Origin of the sequence: Mesorhizobium sp. Primo-A (assembly GCF_003997175.1) — a bacterium.
Taxonomy (GTDB): domain Bacteria; phylum Pseudomonadota; class Alphaproteobacteria; order Rhizobiales; family Rhizobiaceae; genus Mesorhizobium; species Mesorhizobium ciceri.
On the sequence record NZ_RZTG01000009.1, the window covers coordinates 183,887 to 200,374 of the forward strand.

Consider the following 16,488-nt stretch of genomic DNA (forward strand, 5'->3'; position numbering starts at 1 on the left):
CATGATATTGGCCGCATTTGCCGCATTTCGGCTGCTTGCAATGTCAGGCGAAGGTTCTGTCGACCAACTCCAGACGGCGTAGCCGGCAGAGAACCTCCCGTGCAGGAGAACGGCATATGGCCGCGAGAAAGGTGATAGCCGTCAAGGACTGGTCTTGCGGCATGAGCGACGAGCTTGGCCGCGTCGTGCTGACCATCAACCCGACCGAGGGTGAGCCCATCCTGGTTTTGATGACAATTTTCCAGGCGGCAAGGATGGCCGGGGAATTGCGGGCGCCGAAACTCGTCTCCATACCCCGGTGACGCCACGCCCCCGGCAAGGCGGATCAAGCTCGCCGGGGCAGCCCCAACGCCCCCAGCGAGCCCTGTTGCTCCGTTACGATGAACAATGGAGCAATTAGTGTTTTACGGATCTGGGCGCCGTTAAGTTGCATCCGGCTCCTGAAACCATTTCGCGGACCCCGCGTTGACCACCGGGCCGACACAGGAGACATCTCATGACCGTCAACTGCCGCATATCGATCGACAACCGGCCGGAGGCCACGGACGCGGTTTTTCAGGCGGTTCCGCGGATCGGCGAAAGCGTTGCGCTGTCGATCGATGGAACCACGCAGGATCTGCGGGTATCGCGTGTCGTGCACGTCACCAATGGCAGCCTGGAAGGTGCCGCGATCGTCGTCGAAGTGACGACCAACATCCTCTGAATCGAGAGTTATGGTCCGCTGGGCCGGCCGGCACCGCGTTGCGGCGACCGGCAGCCTGAAAGGACTGGAGCGGCTCACGCGCGGTGAACCGCTACTCCTTGCCGCTTTCGGAAATGCCGTTGCCGCCGGCGGTTGGCAGGATACCGAAGTCTTGCGACTTCGCCCCTTGCTCCGCCGTCAGGAAGCCGTCTGAGGCAAGACCGCGCCGCAGCAATTCCCTGACCGCGGCCGAACGGCTCGGCATACGCTTGTCGAAGCGCCAGTTTTCCAGCGCAGCCAGCTCGTCTGACGTCAGCATGATCTGCAACCGTTCCGGGCGTTCCAGTTCAGTCATCGCGCTCCCTCGCTCAGGATCCCGATACCTCGAATGAGTATTCAACTCGCTTACCTAATAGTTAGGAAAGCGCTCCTAGCGCGTCAAGACCTCGGGATGAGTGAACTGCTTCTCATGCGCATGATGAGCCTGATGGTATTCGGCGTAAGGCGCATACTTGCATAACTATGCTAACTAGCTGATTTGTTTAGATATTATTTAATTCGTGACTTGCCAAGATGAAGCCCCTGCCGCATTGTGCAACCTGAACAGAAAACCGTTCCCTTTGGGAGGTTTCGATGCGGTATGATTACTCGGCGCGACTGCGCGATGACGTCCGTTCAGCGGTCCAGATCGCCTTCAGGAAGACCGGCATCGTCAGTATCACGGCGGTGGCGGAACATGTAAGGGTCAGGAACCTGGCCGAAAACATCGCCCTCGAGGACGTCGAATACATTGTCTTCCAGGCAGCCCAGCTGATTGGCGCCGCAATTGAATTCGACGGGCTCACCAATTTCGACGGCGTGGCTGGCCTGTTCGTGGATGGTCTCGGTGGCGACGATGGCGGGCGGATGATCGCCCAACGCGACGGGCCTGGTCCGGCCACCCTGCAGTAAGACGGTACCGGCTGAACAGGGGGCCTTCTCAAAAGGCCGCCCTGCTGTTTCTGAACCGGATGATGACCGGAGCCGTTCCGTCAGGCGGAGCCGGCGATTTGTGAGGCGAAGTCGCGATAGGGACGCAGAGGGCGGCCCAGAAGCGCGGTCAGGCGCTCCACGTCGCCGGCCTCGGGCAGCATGCCGTCGGTCAGGAACCGTTCGCCCATCAAGCGCATGTCGTAGGCCATCCAGGCAGGCAGGAACTGCTTGAGATTCTGCTCGAAACCTTCGGTGTTGTCGCCGCCGTAGCTGATCGGCCGGGCGAGCACGTCGGACCAGATGGCCGCGATATCCGTCCCGGTCAGTGTCTGCGGACCGACGAGGTTGATCCGCTCGAGCGCAAGCGGCTCCGCGGACCGTTCGCGGCGCAGCAGCTCGAGAGCGGCGATCTCGGCGATATCACGCACGTCGACCATGGCGAGACCTTTGGCGCCGATCGGCATTGTGTAGGTGCCATAGCCGGTGATGACGTCTTCGATCATCAGGTCGTTCTGGATGAAATAGGCCGGGCGCAGGATCGTAGCCTGGAAGCCCATCTGCTCGATCATTCGCTCGACGCCGAACTTGCCGGCGAAATGCGGCACGTTCACATACACGTCGGCATGGATCACCGAGAGATAGACGATCCGCTCGATGCCCGCCGATCGGGCGACGTTCAGCGCGACCAAAGCCTGGGTGAATTCGTCCGGCACCACGGCGTTCAAGAGGAACAGGGTGGAAACGCCGGACATGGCTTTGCGCAGTGAATCGACATCGAGAAAGTCGCCTTGCGCGACCGATACGCCCGCCGGGAAGCTGGCTTTCGACGGATCGCGGACGAGAGCACGGACGTCGGCGCCGCGCTTGACGAGGTGCTCGACGACTTGGCGGCCAACATTGCCTGTGGCGCCGGTAACGAGGATGGTCATGGAATTTCTCCTGTTGGGTTGCTTGACAGGCCCAATATGTGTGGCTCACAAACACTCAAACAGACCGAAATTTTAGACGCACCGTCTCACTGGTGGAACACCTATGGATATTCTGGCCCTCACCGATTTCAACCTCGTTGCCCGCCATGGCGGTTTCGGCAAGGCGGCACGGGCCACCGGCCGGCCCAAGGCAACCCTGTCGCGGCGCGTTGGAGACTTGGAGAGCAGCCTTGACCTGCGCCTGTTTGAACGGGGTGCGCGTAACCTGAAGCTGACCGAGGAAGGACGGGCGCTTTTCGAGCGGACGGGGGCGTTGCTTGCCGAACTGGACGAGACGGCCGCGGCGATCGCCTCGGGCGGTCAAAGACCCAAGGGGAGACTGCGGATCAGCGCGCCCCTGCTTTTTTCTCAGACCGCGATGGGGAGGATCGCCGCGGGATTTGCCCTCAAATTTCCGGAGGTGAGGCTGGAGGTCACGACGGAGGACCGGGCTGTGGACATGATCGAGGAAGGCTACGACCTGGTGATCCGGGTCAACCCGGATCCCGACGAAAGCTTGGTCGGACGGGCGTTTCTCCGCGACCGGCTGGTCGTCGTGGCGAGCCCTCACCTTCCTCGCACCGGTGGACCGGCCCCTGCCGTTGCGCGCGGGAAAGGCGAACGGCAAACATGGCACGTGAAGACCGAGGGTGGCCGGTCGACGATCAAAATCGAGCCGGTCCTCGCTTTGGGAACGCTCATTATGGTGCGCGATGCGGTGCGGGCGGGGGTCGGTGCGGCACGTCTTCCCATTTCGTTGGTGGCCCACGATTTGGCTGACGGCACGTTGGTGAATTGGGGGGACATCGACGCCCCTGAGATCGCTCTTTGGACGCTCTACCCCTCCCGGCGGCTGCTCAGCCCGCGCGTGTCGGCGTTCCTGGATTTTCTGAAACAGGCCTTCCCGAACGGGACGCCGGACGAACTGGCCGCCTATATCGGCAGGTGATGCCCGACCGCTTTCGCCGGCAAGAACTTTTATTTTTGGCGGAAGGAGTTTGCGGTGGAACAAGTTGGGGCGACGGCAATTACCTTGTCGCCCTACAAGAGGAGGACGTCGTGAAAGACTTGCGCAGTCTCCTTGCCGAACTGTCAGCCAACTGGCTCAAGCGCCGCAAGGCGCAGGCGCCCACGACCGTGAACACGGTCAAACCCCGCCCTGCCCACCAGGCGACGCGGCAACGCGCCGCCCACAAACCCAAAACACCGCCCACCCGCGATGTCGCCTCGAACATGTGAGCCCCGCGGACAATGTGGGGCCCAATGCCGCTGGGGGTATCGGCAATCTATCACGCCAGATTGATTGGTAGCGACGAAACCTTGAGCGGCCATAAGCGTTTATTGCTTCAGCCCAATTGAGGTGGTTCCAATGCAAACGGCATGGTTCTCCAAACCTGTGGCGGTTTCGGTCGGCGTCACCGGTTCCATCCATCATCTGTCCAACACACAGCAGGCCATTGATTTGCTCACCACACATTGGCGTGACGCAGGCAGCCCGAAGCATCGGTCCGCACTGCGCGCCTGCCAGCGGGCGACGAGCGGCGATGTTGCCCCCGACGTCGCCAGGGCGGCGCTCGTCGAAGCAGCGCGCGAAGCCCACATCCTGATCGAATAGCCACATCGTGATCTAATAGGCGTATCGATTGAACCTGCTGACGCTATAATCGCTGCGCCCCCTCCGGAGAACGCCTGCCATGACCCTGAAAACACGCAAGCTCGGCAGCCAGGGGCTGCAGGTCTCGGCTATCGGCCTCGGCTGCATGGGCATGAGCCAGTCCTATGGCCCGGCCGACGAGGCCGAATCCATCGCCACGCTGCACCGTGCCATCGACCTCGGCTGCACCTTCCTCGACACCGCCGAAGTCTATGGCCCTTACGACAACGAAGCCCTGCTCGGCCGGGCATTGAAGGGCAAGCGCGACCTGGTGACGATCGCCACGAAATTTGGCTTCCGCATCGAAAACGGCAAGCAGACCGGAACCGACAGCCGGCCCGAGCACATTCGAGAGGCGGTGGAAGCCTCGCTCGGCCGCCTCGGAACCGACCGTATCGACCTGCTCTACCAGCACCGCGTCGACCCGGCGGTGCCGATGGAGGATGTCGCGGGCGCCGTCGGCGAACTCGTCGCGCAAGGCAAGGTGCGCTTCTTCGGCCTGTCGGAAGCGGGTGCAGCCAACATCCGCCGGGCGCATGCCGTGCATCCGGTGTCGGCGTTGCAGAGTGAGTATTCGCTGTGGGAGCGCAATCTGGAGCCGGAGATCATCCCGCTGCTTGGCGAACTCGGCATCGGCCTGGTGCCGTTCTCGCCGCTCGGCCGAGGGTTTCTCACCGGCCAGGTCAAGCGTGCGGAAGACTATCCCGACGGCGATTATCGCCGCAACGACCCGCGCTACCAGGGCGAAAACTACGACGCCAATGTCGAGGCGGCCGCCAAGGTGAGCGACATCGCCGCTGCCCGCGGCGTCAAGCCCGGCCAGGTCGCGCTGGCCTGGCTGCTGGCGAAGGGCGACGGCTTTGGCATCGACATCGTGCCGATCCCCGGCACCAAGCGCAGAAAATACCTGGAAGAGAACGTCGCCGGCGCCGCTATCAAACTCGATGCCGCCGAGATGGCCGCGCTCAACGAAGCGCTCGCGCCGGGAAAAATCTCCGGCCCGCGCTATACCGAGCGGGGCATGGCGATGGTCGACCGGTAGGGGGCGCCTGCTCCAGCGTCCGCGACAATCTCGCCAAGCTCGTTCCGAATAGTGATGCTAACGAAAGCCCAGATGCTTCCGATAGCAGTGGGTTTCCACGGTGAACCTGCCGGCGACATCATCCGGCAGCCAAAGTGCGTCTTCGAAGCTGCGGTTCAAGCGCCATCCTTCGCGGGCATAAAATCTCTGCGCGCGGACATTTCCCGCCGTGCAGAAAAGCTCGGCCTCCGCCACGCCCTGTTCGCACAAGAGATGCTCGGCATAAGACAGCAGATCGCGGGCGGTTCCGCTTCCCCGTGCCTGCGGGCTTACATAGAGTTTGACCAGCTCCGCCCCGTTTATCGAGACGAAGCCAAGCAATCCATCGGCAGCCGCCACATGGAAGGCATCGGTGGATTGCTCCAGCCACAGCGCAAAATGCGCCGGCGTTCGGTACGCCAGGATTTCGGCTGGAACCAGATGCGCATGGGCATCATGCCAGCCCTGATGCCACAGTTGCACGATCGCCGACCGGTCGGCTTCCTGGGCTGGGCGAATTTCGAGCATTTCTCACCGCCGACGGGTAGCTAATCCGTAAGGCCGCGCGGAGGGCCGCCTGGTTCCATGGGCCTTCCGCCGATTTCGGTCAACCCGCCGCTGCCGCGGTAACCTTCTTGGACGCGGCCCGCTGTCGCCGCATGCGCCGTTTGGCGACAAGCTTGAGCGCGACCGGCGGCTCGTTTGACAGCGCGCCCAGCACGGCGTCGACCATGCCATGCGCCACGAAATCCGCGTTCATGTCACGCGCCAGTTTGCCCGCCGTCTCCTTGTCCTCGCTGTCGGCCTCCGACCAGAACACGATTCCCACCCGAAGTGCGGCCTTCGCACGCTTCAGCCGGCGGACCAGAAAGCGGGCGTGCTTGATGGAATCCCGGTTCAGGAATCCGACCACGACGGTGTCGACGGTTTCGAGCTCAAGGCGGCGAATGCCGGCGGGTTCCATATCGGCAAAGCTGGCTTTCGACACCGTCGCGCCCTGGACCTCCAGCACCTGCGCCAGCATCGCGGCAGCGGCGTCGTCGAGCTCGCCACGCCCCCCGGCGCAAAGCACGGACATATCCGTGCCATCGGGCAGTTCGGTCTCGTCCTCCCCGCCGGGATCGTCATCGTCGCTCGCCTCTGCGGCCACGGACGGCCCCTCCTCCTCGCCTGCCTCCTCCTGCGCGCTGTCGTCGAGATTGGCGACCAGCATCAGGGCACTGGCCGCCACCTGCCGCCTTTGCAAATCGCCCATGACGCCGCGCACACGGTCCTGTTCGCCCAGCAGAAGCGCCGGAATGGCAACCTTGTCATAGAATTCGACCAGATATTTCTCCTCCAGCATCTCCTCGGCATGATCGGTGGCTTCTTCCGGATCGCCGGCCAGCAGCCGCTGGTACAGGCGCGCATGGGGTTCGAGCACGGGCTCGTTGCCGAACAGCACGTCCAGGAATTCAAACTGCGGCACGTGCCTGCCCAGCACCACCAGGCAGACAGTGAGCGGCGTCGACAGGATCAGCCCGAGCGGCCCCCAGAGCCACGTCCAGAAAATCGCCGCGACAATGATCGCCAGCGGCGACAGTCCCGTCCGCGAACCGTAGAGCCAGGGTTCGATGACATTGCCGGTGATCAGTTCCATCACCACGAACAGGGCGGCTGTCCACAGCACGAGCGACCAGCCCGGTGCCACGGCCAGCGCCAGGAACAGCGGCAAAAGCATACCTATGATCGGGCCGATATAGGGAACGAAACGCAGCGCCAGTGCCAGCAGCCCCCACAGCAGCGCATTGGGAATACCGAGGGCCCAGAGCCCGATCGCGATCGGTATGGCGTAGACGATGTTGACGACCAATTGCATCAGGAGATAGCGGCCCACCCGTTTGGCGGCATCCTGAAGCGCCTCGGTGGTGCGGTGGAGGTCGCCGTAGCCGACAAGCCGGATGAAGCGGTCGCGCAGATCCTCCCGCTCGAGCAGCATGAAGATGACGACGACGATGATCAGCCCGGCCGACCCAAGCGGGCTGATCAGCGGCCCGACGACATTCTGCAGGACCTGAAGCGGCCTTTCGTGCGCGACGATCTCGACCGGCACCGGCTCGCGCGGCGGCTTTTCCGGGGCGGCGGCCGGCAGCGAGGGGTCTTGCCTGTCGATCTCCTGGCCGACCCGCTCGACCACCTTGCTCAGTCTGGCAAGGATCCCGCCCCCGGTCTCCTTGAGCGAGCGGATCTTGGTCAGGATGTTGGTCTGGTAGACCGGGATGTTCTGCGCCAGTTCGCTGACCTGCGTGGCGACGATGAAGGAGAACAGGCCAAGCGCCGCGAAGGCGCCGAGCACGCTGGCGATGACGGCGGCAATCCGGGGAATGCCGACCTTTTTTAGCGCTGCGACAAGCGGCGCCAGTGCGAAGGTCAGCAGCAGCGCGATGGCGATCGGCAGGAAAACCTCGCGCCCGAAATACAGTGCCGCCACTGTCGTGACGATGGCCGCCACATTGGGCAAAGAGGTTCGCGGATGGGGCGCGGCCGCTGAAAGGGCGTCCCCCAGCCCATCAGCCGGAGACGCCGTGCCGTTTCGACGATTGGCCACGTGATGCCTCCCTGCCAAATGCCATGATCGGGCATATAGAGCGGACGTGCAACTTTAGCCAACGATGAAATACGCCTCGCTCACAGGCAATGATCCGGCCCGCACCGGCCGCTCCCGAAGGGCTAAATGGAAGTCAGGCTCGCCCGATCGGATCAGCGCGCCGCATGCCTGGCCAGCGCGTGCTCGATCAGCACGTCGATGGTCTGGCTGTAGCCGATGCCTGAGGCGGCAAGCGCCTTGGCATACATCGAGATGTCGGTGAAGCCGGGAATGGTGTTGACCTCGTTGACAAGCAGGCTGCCGTCGGCGCGCAGGAAGAAATCGACGCGCGCCATGGCTTCGCAGCCAAGCGCCTGGAACGCCTGCCGCGCCATATCCCTGGCCTTTTCGGCCACATCGGCCGGGACATCGGCGGGCACCTTGACCAGCGCGCCGTCGGCATCGAGATATTTGGCCTCATAGGTGTAGAAGCCGTGCTTGCCGGCCGGAATGATCTCGCCGGGCAGCGACACCGTCAGCGACCCGTCGGCGCGCTCCAGCACCGAGAACTCGATCTCGCGGCCCTCGACGAATTCCTCGATCAACACTTTGCCGTCGTAGCGGAAAGCCGTGTCGATGGCCTGCTCGAAGCCGTCCCTGTCATTCACCTTGCTGACCCCGAAGGACGAGCCCTGGCGCGCCGGCTTGGCGAAGAAAGGCAGGCCGAGCGTCCCGGCAATCTCCTGGAAGGAATGCTTGCCGTTTCGATGCACGGTGACGGAGCGGGCAACCGCCAGTCCCGCCTCGCGCATCAGCCGCTTGGCGACGTCCTTGTCCATGGCGGCGGCCGAGGCGAGAATGCCGCAGCCGACATAGGCGACATCGGCGACCTCGGCATAGCCCTGCACCGAGCCGTCCTCGCCGAACGGCCCGTGCAGCACCGGGAACACGACGTCGATGGGGGGCAGCTCAGGCTGCGTACCATCCCGCGACACCGCAACCAGCCGGCCCTTGCCTCCGGGCAACAAAGCAACCTCCGGGCCGTCTTCGGAGGCCGGCGCCCCTGCCGCCTCATCGCCGATCGCCGCGGCGCGATCGAGTTGTTGCAGCAGCCACCTGCCGCCTCGCGAAATGGCGATCGGCACGATATCGTAGCGCGTGCGGTCGATCGCCTTCAGCACATTGGCGGCCGAAAGGCGCGACACGTCGTGCTCGGCCGAACGCCCGCCATAGAGGATGGCCACTCTTGTCTTGTCGGTCATCGAAATCCCTCGACTGTCAAAAAATCAAATGGCGACGGCAATGCCGCGATTGGCAAAGAAGCGGTCGAAATCGGCCGGTGACAACACTGCGTCTGCCTGTGTGGCGGGCTCATGGCCGGACGGGTTGTGAAAGCGGAAACCTTCGTCGGATGCCGCGGTGATCAGCACCAGATGGCCGCCCTTCGAGGGCGGCTCTCGCTCGGGCCAGCGGATCGAGCTGCTGACCGACGCGATGAAGAAGCGCGTCCGCTGCATGATCGCCGGAATGTCTGATGTGGCGACATTGGTCATCACCTCGGCGCGCAGGCCGAAGGCTTCCTTCACGAAGCTGACGAAGGGCGCGTAGATCAGCCCCTTGATCGATCCCTCATTGACGACATAGCCGCCATATAAGGTGCAGCGCCTGGCAAGTTCGATCGTCGGCACGATCTCGCCGCGGCTGGCCAGGATCATCTTGAGGCAGGCCATGCCGCAGATGTTGGCGGCCCAGATTGCGTATTCGTCGAGGGTCTCCGCCCCGGATCGCCTCCACAGCGGATCGCGCCTGAGCGCAACATCCGCGCCGTCGGCGAGCACGTCCAGCGTCATGTCAGGCGTTTCCCACTGGCTGAAAAACGGCACGGTTTCAGGCGGCGGGCTCATGCGGTCTCCTCGGTCGGCTGGTTCCATCTCGTATACGAGGATACGAGATGGATGAAAAGCCGTGACATTCAGTGGCGCGACCCAGAAGATGTCATCTTCCGTTTCGGTCAACCATCGCTGACTCCGGGGTTAGCGGAAGCCTCTCCCGCCTTCGTCATCCACAGGCGGAGCAGGAGCGAAGCTCCGTCGCGGAGACCCGAGGATGACGAACGTGGTGAATGCTGCGCGCCGCCTACTCGGCCTTCGCCCAGCCGAAAACCAGCCACGCATATTTCGATTTTTCGTAGGGTTCGACAGTGTAGGTCATCTGCATGTCGCCGTCCTTGGCGTAGATATCCAGCCGGGGCGCCGTATCCAGCTCGAGCCACGCCGAACTCTTGCTGAACGACCAGGTTCCGCACCAGACGCAAGGCCCCGACGTCGGATCCCCGGGCTGGTGAAAATTGTAGCGGCCGTCCGCCGTGATCTCCAGATAATCGAACGCCCCGTAAAACGCGGTCACCGTCTGCTGGAACTCACTGGCGGCCGCTTCCTGTTCCGGTGTCGGCGCATCCTTCATATCGCGCGGCGGCCGGATGGCTCCGCCGTTGAGTTTCCATTTGCCGACAAAATCCTTCTCGGTCGGAAGATATTCCTCCTGGGCCTGCGCCGATGAAATATAAGCAAAAGATGATATACTTGTGAGGCCAACGGCCCCGATTGCAAATAGAAGCGTGGCGGCACAGATCGCCCTTGCTGGGTTTTGCATAAAAAAAATATCTCCACGGGGGTAAGGGGAGTTTTATTGAAAATTTGTGGCGGACGTTGCTTCGGGACCGATTCCCGCCCGCCATTTGCACGGTTAGCATCGGGGCCACCGATCTGGCAACGCAAGGCAGCCTCTCTCCAGCATCGCCCATGCGTCCGCGATCCCGGCCGGCTGAATATCGGCAGCTTAGAAGGTGATCTTCACCGAAGCGGCGCTGCGACGATGCGGGCCGTGATGGACGGCCTCGATGTTGTTGCCGTCCGGATCGAGCAGGAAGGCGGCGTAATAGCCGGGGTGATAGGGCCGTTCGCCCGGCGCGCCATTGTCCGTGCCGCCGGCCGCCAGCCCGGCCTTGTAGAAGCCGTCGACCATGGCGTGGTCCCTTGCCTGGAAAGCCAGGTGATGGCGGCCGGTGAGTTTTCCCTGTGCGGCCCGGCTGTCGGCAGTGGAGACAAACAGCTCGTCGGCCCAGAAAAAGTCGGCGCCGCTACCGCCGATCGGGACATCGAGCGCCTGCAGGACCGCCTCGTAGAAACGCCGGCTGGCCGCGAGGTTTCTGACCACCAGTTGGATGTGGTCGATGAGCCGGCCGCGATGCAATTCCTGGGTTTCCATGAAAACGCCTCCTCGTGTGGGTTCGAATTTAGGTTGGGATAGGGCGTCGTCAATGCGGATACTTCCCAGCAGACAAAGGGCCCACCGGGAGGGGATCCGGCGGGCCTTTGGAAAGCATGTCTAGCCTTCAGGGGTCTGAGGGGGGATCAGACCTGGTAAGAACCTTTGTTGGCCGCGGAGGTTCCACCCGAACAAAAAAATTGCCGATGGCCCGTCCGCGGAATTCAAGCAGTGGAGGCGATTTCTTCGCGAGACCACTCACAGTTTGGAACCTTCCGCTCGCAACCGGGTTTGGTGGCGCGGTGGGAGGAATTGCGATTGGATTGTTTTCAGAGGCTCGAAGCGCTGGTCGACAGCGCCGGTGTCGACGATATCGAGGAAGCAACCGCTCTGCTGCGCCGGTTCAAGGGCAGGTCGCGCGAGGTCGCGGCAGCCATCGACGAATTCATGCTCGATTTCATGACCTTGGTCTTCGTCGTCGAAAACGGCGAAGAAGGTTTCGAAAGGCCGGTCCGCAAGCTCGCTCGCACCAGGCTTTCAAAGCTTGAGCGGCTGGTGACTGTAACGGCGGAGGAAAAGCCGGCTTCCAGCGCCGGCCTATCCCTTCAGGATGGCGGCTAGCCTTGGAATGCCTTCGCTCACCGCGCGCCGGTCGGCGAGCGTGAAGGACAGCCGCAGTGTGTTGCGCCCGGTGCCATCGGCATAAAAGGCGTTGCCCGGCACGAAGGCGACCCGCGCTTCCTTCACCGACCGAGCCAGAAGCTCGGTGGCGTCGGCCCCTTCCGGCAGTGTCACCCAGACGAACATGCCGCCTTCCGGGCGGCTCCAGGTCACGCCTTCGGGCATGTGGGCTTCCAGTGCCGAGAGCAGCCCGTCGCGGCGCTCGCGATAGGCGTCGATGAGTTTTTCCACCTGGCCTTCGAACACGGCTTCGGCGACGCGATGCATCACCACCTGGTTGATCGACGGGCTGTGCAGGTCCGAAGCCTGCTTCATCAGCACCAGCTTCTCGACAATGTGGCGCGGCGCGCACACCCAGCCGACCCGCATGCCCGGCGACAGGATCTTCGAGAACGAGCCGCAATAGAGCGTGCGCGCCTTGTCGATGCCGCCGGACCGGGCACAATCGAGCGCCAGGATCGGCGGCTCGCCCTCGCCGTCATAGCGCAGCGCGCGGTAAGCGGCATCCTCGATGACGGCGATGTCGAGTTCGCCGGCAAGGTCGAGCACCGCCTCGCGCTGCTCACGGTTCAGCGTGTTGCCGGTCGGGTTGGCGAAATCCGGCACCAGATAGGCGAATTTGGCCTTGCCGCCATTGGCGGCCGCCGCCGCGCGATAGGCATCGGGCGTCATGTTGCCGCCGGCCGGGGTCAGCCGGTCGTAGCGCGGCTCATAGGCGTTGAAAGCCTGCAGCGCGCCGAGATAGGTCGGCCACGTCACCAGCGCGGTGTCGCCCGGCGACAGGAACAGCTTGCCGAGATAATCCAGCGCCTGCTGCGAGCCGGAGGTGATGAAGATGTTGGCCTCGTCGCAGGCGACGCCGAGCTTGCCCATCTGCCCGGCGAGCCAGCGCCGCAAAGGCAGATAGCCTTCCGAGACCTGGTACTGCAGCGCCGCGCCCGCCTCGGCGCCACCCAGCACATCGGCATAGGCGTCGCGGATCGCCTCGGCCGGGAACAGCGCCGGATCGGGAATACCGCCGGCAAACGAGATGATGTCCGGCTGGTCGAGCAGCTTCAGCAGCTCGCGGATTTCGGACGCTTTCATGCGCGACGAGCGCGAAGCCAACAGGTTCATAAGGGTCACGGCACGCCTCCCCGACGCTGCAATATAGGTCAACTTGACTGACCTATATCCCCTCTTGGCCGCGAATTGAAGTGTGCCTGAACGGTTTCCCGAATGCGCCAGCACTGGCGCACTGCTCGAACGCCGCGAGCAGTTCCACAAAAGTGTTGCAGCGTTTTCCGACCGCCTAAAGGCTCTTCTTGTAGCCGAGATGGCTGCCGGTGAAGCCGAGGCTTTCGTAAAAACGATGCGCGTCCGCCCGCCCTTTGTCGGTGGTCAGTTGAACGAGGCCGCAGCCGCGCGCGCGGCACGCGTCGATCGCCCATTCGATCATCTGCCTGCCGATGCCGTCCGAGCGCCTGTGGCCGGCGACCCGAACCGCCTCGATCTGGCCGCGCCACGCGCCCTTGCGCGAGAGCCCGGCAAGGAAAGTTACCTGCAAGGTGCCGACCACCTCGCCGCCATCCACGGCCACCGCCAGCAGCTGATTGGGATCGGCGTCGATGGCGTTGAAAGCGTCGACATAACCTTGCGCCAGCGGCAAGGAAGCGTCCTCGCGGCCGGCGCCAAGCGGATCGTCGGCCAGCATGGCCACGATATCAGGCAGGTCGGAGGCCTGCGCACGGCGGAAGGTGATCATGGTGTCGAGATATCGCGAGGCGGCGGCAGCGGCAAGATTTGAATACGTTCCCACTAGGCGCGGGCTAAACTTCGCCCTCATAAACCCGCTGCGCCTGCGTCAGCGCCTCATCGAGCCGCGCGCCCTCGGCATATCCAGCCAGGTTCCGCGGCCGCTCCATGTCAGGCATCAGCCTCGGACACGGCTCGGCGGCGCCGACCACCATCCGCACCGGGATGACGCCGGCCCAAACCGGATGCCCGTAATCCTCCTCGTCGTCGCCGACGCCCTTGGCGCGTACCTTCGCCGATGCCTCTTCAATACGCATGCCGATCACCGTCGTCGCCTTGGCCTCCTGCGCCGAGATCGGCCTCAGGGTCTCGCTCCGGCCGGGATAGAAACGGTCGACGACGCCGGCCAGCGCCTTCAGTTTCTCCTGCGGCTCGTCGACGATTCGCGCCGTGCCGAAACACATCGCCGAGCGGTAGTTGGCCGAATGGTTGAAGCCCGAGCGCGCCAGCACCAGCCCGTCGAGATGCGACACCGTGAGACAGGCCGGCGTGCCGCCGCGCAGATTGCGCAGCATGCGGCTGGCCGACGAGCCGTGCCAGTACAGCATGTCGTCCTCGCGCCAGTGGATGGTCGGCGTGCAATAGGGCTGGCCATCGAACGTATAGGCGACATGGCACAGCAGCCCGGCATCCAGCACCGCGAAGACTGCCGCATGGTCGTAGCTGCCGCGCTCGTGCAGGCGCTTGACGCGGTTGCGGCTGGTGGTCGGAAAACTGGCTGGCGTGTCGTTCACGGCTTGCATCCTTGGTTGTCGTCTGCCAACCATGCGCCATGACATTGGTCGATAAAAGAACCAATCCCATGAAGAAAAACCGGACCAATTTTCCGGATTGGTCGGCGCTGATCCCGGTCCTGCCGGGCGACGGCCCGCGCAGCCGCGAGCTTTATGCGGCGCTCAGGCGGCTGATCGAGACCGGCGCGCTGGCCACCGGGGCGAAACTCCCGACCACCCGGGATCTCGCACAGCGCTTCGGCCTGTCGCGTTCGGCGGCGGTTGCCTGTTTCGAAATGCTGATCTCGGAGGGGTTTGCGGTCGCCAAGGTCGGCGCCGGCACCTTCGTCGCGCCTGATGTGCCGCATCTGCCGCTGACGCTGATCAAGCCGCGTCCAGCGGAGATCGACGTCGCGGCGTCGCTACCTTGCGGCCTTGGCGTTGCGGTCTCCGATCCGCGCACGCTTGATATGTTTCGCATCCTTCTGTCGCGCCACCTCACCCGCCCCGGACCGGAGCATTTCCGCTATGGCGACCCGCGCGGCGGCCTGCCGCTGCGCACGGCAATTGCCACCTATCTCAGGACCGCACGCGGCGTGCGCTGCGACGCCGGCCAGATCGTGCTGACGTCGGGCACGCAGCAGGGGCTCGATCTCCTGGTGCGTGCAGCACTTCGTCCCGGCGATGCCGTCTGGATCGAAAACCCCTGCTATCCCATGGCGCACGCCGTGCTGGCCGGCAGCGGGGCCACGGTTTTTGGCGTACCCGTCGACGCGGAAGGGCTCGATCCCGAGATCGGCGAAAGCCTGTGCTCCAAGGCGCGCGCGGCCTATGTCACGCCCTCGCATCAATATCCGCTCGGCGTGACGATGACGATGCGCCGCCGTCTCGCTTTGCTCGACTGGGCGCGGCGCAACGATGCCTGGATCATCGAGGACGATTACGACAGCGAGTTCCGCTATGCCGGCCCGCCGCTGACCTCGCTGCAGGGCATGGACGGCTCGGGCCGTGTCGCCTATCTCGGCACCTTCTCGAAAATCCTCTTCCCCGGCCTGCGCATCGGCTATGTCGTGGTGCCCGAAGCGCTGCTCGATGCCGTGATGGCGGTCAGGGCGCGCTCCGACCGCTTCCCCTCGACGCTGGCCGAAGGCGCGCTGACCGACCTGTTGAACGAGGGCCATTTCGCCGCGCATCTCAGGCGCGTGCGCCGCCGGGTGCAAGCCGCGCGCGACGTGCTGGTCGCCGGCCTCGAGACGCATTGCGGCGATGCCCTCGAGGTAACCGTGCCCGAACAGGGGCTGCACTTGATGGCGACGCTGAAGCACGCCGGGCCGGACACGGCGATCGTCGAGGCGGCGAAGGCGGCAGGTGTCGGCGCCAGGGCCTTGTCCTCGATGTTCATCGGCGGGGCGTCCCGGCAAGGCCTGGTGCTGGGTTTTTCCGGGTTTTCGGACGAGGAACTGATGGCCGCGACGGTACGACTGGGTGGGGTGATGGGCCGCAGTCCCGGCCGCCAAACTACCTGATCCTGCTCAAACAATCCTAGGGCGAAGCAGGAGCGCAGCTCCGTCTCGGAGGCCTTCGGATGACGAAGTCCTCAATCCCCATCGGCGGGCTGGGCCTTGCCGCACTGCGCCAGCACCTTGCCGATGGCCGCGCTTGAACCCTTCAGCGGAAAGCTGATCTCGCCATATTTGGCTGAACTGACCGACACATCGCCCTTGCCGCGCAACAGGTCGAGCAGCGGATCGGCTTTCGCCAGGTTGACCACGAAGTAGTTGTACATGGCCTCCAGCTGCAGCGCCTTAGTTACCGTCTTGCCGTCGGCCTTGAACGCGAACGAACCGCTGATGCCAGGCTCCAATTGCCGGCCGTTGGCGCCGAGATCGTAGCTCAGCACCGGCGTGTCGAAACAGGTCAGCATCAGATACGCATCGCCTTTCGGCCCGCCGCAGACCGAGGCCGTCAGCACGCTGCCGCCCTCGTCTTCCTCCATCCTGGCGCTCCAGCCGCCGCACGACGCGGCAAACGCCGGTTGCGCGGCCTGCAGGACCGCTACCGCACCGGCGACGACGAGATGTGCAACTCTCATGGCTCCCCCAACTGCCTTCAGGGCATTTGCAGCGCCCGT

General features: G+C 64.0%; 21 protein-coding genes. 9 read left to right on the plus strand and 12 right to left on the minus strand.

What is annotated here, in order from left to right:
- Positions 1-116: 116 nt before the first annotated feature.
- Positions 117-302 carry a hypothetical protein gene (locus EOC83_RS18235; protein WP_013530769.1) on the plus strand — a complete coding sequence of 62 codons (186 nt, stop codon included), beginning with the start codon at positions 117-119 and terminating at the stop codon, positions 300-302.
- A gap of 194 nt (positions 303-496) precedes the next feature.
- The gene (locus EOC83_RS18240) at positions 497-703 is read left to right on the plus strand and encodes a hypothetical protein (RefSeq protein WP_013530768.1); all 207 of its coding nucleotides are present in this window, start codon (positions 497-499) and stop codon (positions 701-703) included.
- A 91-nt stretch (positions 704-794) separates the two neighbouring features.
- On the opposite strand, the gene EOC83_RS18245 is transcribed toward EOC83_RS18240, so the two are convergent.
- Complete coding sequence (locus tag EOC83_RS18245) at positions 795-1,037, minus strand: hypothetical protein (protein WP_013530767.1); 243 nt, start codon at positions 1,035-1,037, stop codon at positions 795-797.
- Positions 1,038-1,315: 278 nt separating this feature from the next.
- On the opposite strand from EOC83_RS18245, the gene EOC83_RS18250 reads away from it, so the two are divergent.
- Positions 1,316-1,633 carry a hypothetical protein gene (locus tag EOC83_RS18250; protein WP_063168566.1) on the plus strand — a complete coding sequence of 106 codons (318 nt, stop codon included), beginning with the start codon at positions 1,316-1,318 and terminating at the stop codon, positions 1,631-1,633.
- 80 nt (positions 1,634-1,713) lie between these two features.
- Here the strand turns inward: EOC83_RS18250 and EOC83_RS18255 are convergent, their stop codons facing one another.
- The gene (locus EOC83_RS18255; RefSeq protein WP_013530765.1) at positions 1,714-2,583 is read right to left on the minus strand and encodes an NmrA/HSCARG family protein; all 870 of its coding nucleotides are present in this window, start codon (positions 2,581-2,583) and stop codon (positions 1,714-1,716) included.
- Between the two features lie 103 nt (positions 2,584-2,686).
- Between EOC83_RS18255 and EOC83_RS18260 the strand changes: the two genes are divergently transcribed.
- The 4 genes from EOC83_RS18260 to EOC83_RS18275 all read left to right on the plus strand — a co-directional run bounded on the left by EOC83_RS18260 (position 2,687) and on the right by EOC83_RS18275 (position 5,318).
- Positions 2,687-3,571: a LysR family transcriptional regulator gene (locus EOC83_RS18260; protein ID WP_013530764.1), complete on the plus strand. Its 885-nt coding sequence runs from the start codon at positions 2,687-2,689 to the stop codon at positions 3,569-3,571.
- Positions 3,572-3,681: 110 nt separating this feature from the next.
- The gene (locus EOC83_RS32840; protein WP_024501614.1) at positions 3,682-3,861 is read left to right on the plus strand and encodes a hypothetical protein; all 180 of its coding nucleotides are present in this window, start codon (positions 3,682-3,684) and stop codon (positions 3,859-3,861) included.
- Positions 3,862-3,991: 130 nt separating this feature from the next.
- The gene (locus tag EOC83_RS18270) at positions 3,992-4,237 is read left to right on the plus strand and encodes a DUF982 domain-containing protein (protein ID WP_013530762.1); all 246 of its coding nucleotides are present in this window, start codon (positions 3,992-3,994) and stop codon (positions 4,235-4,237) included.
- A 79-nt stretch (positions 4,238-4,316) separates the two neighbouring features.
- The gene (locus tag EOC83_RS18275) at positions 4,317-5,318 is read left to right on the plus strand and encodes an aldo/keto reductase (protein ID WP_063168567.1); all 1,002 of its coding nucleotides are present in this window, start codon (positions 4,317-4,319) and stop codon (positions 5,316-5,318) included.
- 57 nt (positions 5,319-5,375) lie between these two features.
- On the opposite strand, the gene EOC83_RS18280 is transcribed toward EOC83_RS18275, so the two are convergent.
- From EOC83_RS18280 to EOC83_RS18305, 6 genes are all read right to left on the minus strand, one after another.
- Entirely contained in the window at positions 5,376-5,864 is a 489-nt protein-coding gene (locus tag EOC83_RS18280) for a GNAT family N-acetyltransferase (protein ID WP_027160744.1), read from the minus strand.
- A 79-nt stretch (positions 5,865-5,943) separates the two neighbouring features.
- On the minus strand, positions 5,944-7,923 hold the full coding sequence (locus EOC83_RS18285; RefSeq protein ID WP_063168568.1) for an AI-2E family transporter: 1,980 nt from the start codon (positions 7,921-7,923) through the stop codon (positions 5,944-5,946).
- A 152-nt stretch (positions 7,924-8,075) separates the two neighbouring features.
- Complete coding sequence (locus EOC83_RS18290; protein WP_063168569.1) at positions 8,076-9,164, minus strand: D-alanine--D-alanine ligase family protein; 1,089 nt, start codon at positions 9,162-9,164, stop codon at positions 8,076-8,078.
- Between the two features lie 24 nt (positions 9,165-9,188).
- Positions 9,189-9,806: a C39 family peptidase gene (locus EOC83_RS18295; RefSeq protein WP_024501618.1), complete on the minus strand. Its 618-nt coding sequence runs from the start codon at positions 9,804-9,806 to the stop codon at positions 9,189-9,191.
- 232 nt (positions 9,807-10,038) lie between these two features.
- Entirely contained in the window at positions 10,039-10,554 is a 516-nt protein-coding gene (locus tag EOC83_RS18300; RefSeq protein WP_013530757.1) for a hypothetical protein, read from the minus strand.
- Positions 10,555-10,740: 186 nt separating this feature from the next.
- A complete protein-coding gene (locus EOC83_RS18305; protein ID WP_013530756.1) occupies positions 10,741-11,169 on the minus strand; it encodes a VOC family protein in 429 nt (142 codons plus the stop codon).
- A 318-nt stretch (positions 11,170-11,487) separates the two neighbouring features.
- Between EOC83_RS18305 and EOC83_RS18310 the strand changes: the two genes are divergently transcribed.
- The gene (locus EOC83_RS18310; protein WP_224621166.1) at positions 11,488-11,790 is read left to right on the plus strand and encodes a hypothetical protein; all 303 of its coding nucleotides are present in this window, start codon (positions 11,488-11,490) and stop codon (positions 11,788-11,790) included.
- Here the strand turns inward: EOC83_RS18310 and EOC83_RS18315 are convergent.
- From EOC83_RS18315 to EOC83_RS18325, 3 genes are all read right to left on the minus strand, one after another.
- Positions 11,767-12,966 carry a PLP-dependent aminotransferase family protein gene (locus EOC83_RS18315; protein ID WP_032807972.1) on the minus strand — a complete coding sequence of 400 codons (1,200 nt, stop codon included), beginning with the start codon at positions 12,964-12,966 and terminating at the stop codon, positions 11,767-11,769. The genes EOC83_RS18310 and EOC83_RS18315 overlap by 24 nt on opposite strands.
- A 175-nt stretch (positions 12,967-13,141) precedes the next feature.
- A complete protein-coding gene (locus EOC83_RS18320; protein ID WP_063170279.1) occupies positions 13,142-13,594 on the minus strand; it encodes a GNAT family N-acetyltransferase in 453 nt (150 codons plus the stop codon).
- 64 nt (positions 13,595-13,658) lie between these two features.
- Complete coding sequence (locus tag EOC83_RS18325; RefSeq protein WP_063168570.1) at positions 13,659-14,411, minus strand: pyridoxamine 5'-phosphate oxidase family protein; 753 nt, start codon at positions 14,409-14,411, stop codon at positions 13,659-13,661.
- 35 nt (positions 14,412-14,446) lie between these two features.
- Between EOC83_RS18325 and EOC83_RS18330 the strand changes: the two genes are divergently transcribed.
- Positions 14,447-15,883, plus strand: coding sequence for a PLP-dependent aminotransferase family protein (locus EOC83_RS18330; RefSeq protein WP_082826687.1), 1,437 nt, complete (start codon positions 14,447-14,449; stop codon positions 15,881-15,883).
- A gap of 71 nt (positions 15,884-15,954) precedes the next feature.
- Here the strand turns inward: EOC83_RS18330 and EOC83_RS18335 are convergent, their stop codons facing one another.
- Positions 15,955-16,449, minus strand: coding sequence for a hypothetical protein (locus EOC83_RS18335; protein ID WP_224621167.1), 495 nt, complete (start codon positions 16,447-16,449; stop codon positions 15,955-15,957).
- Between the last annotated feature and the right edge of the window lie 39 nt (positions 16,450-16,488).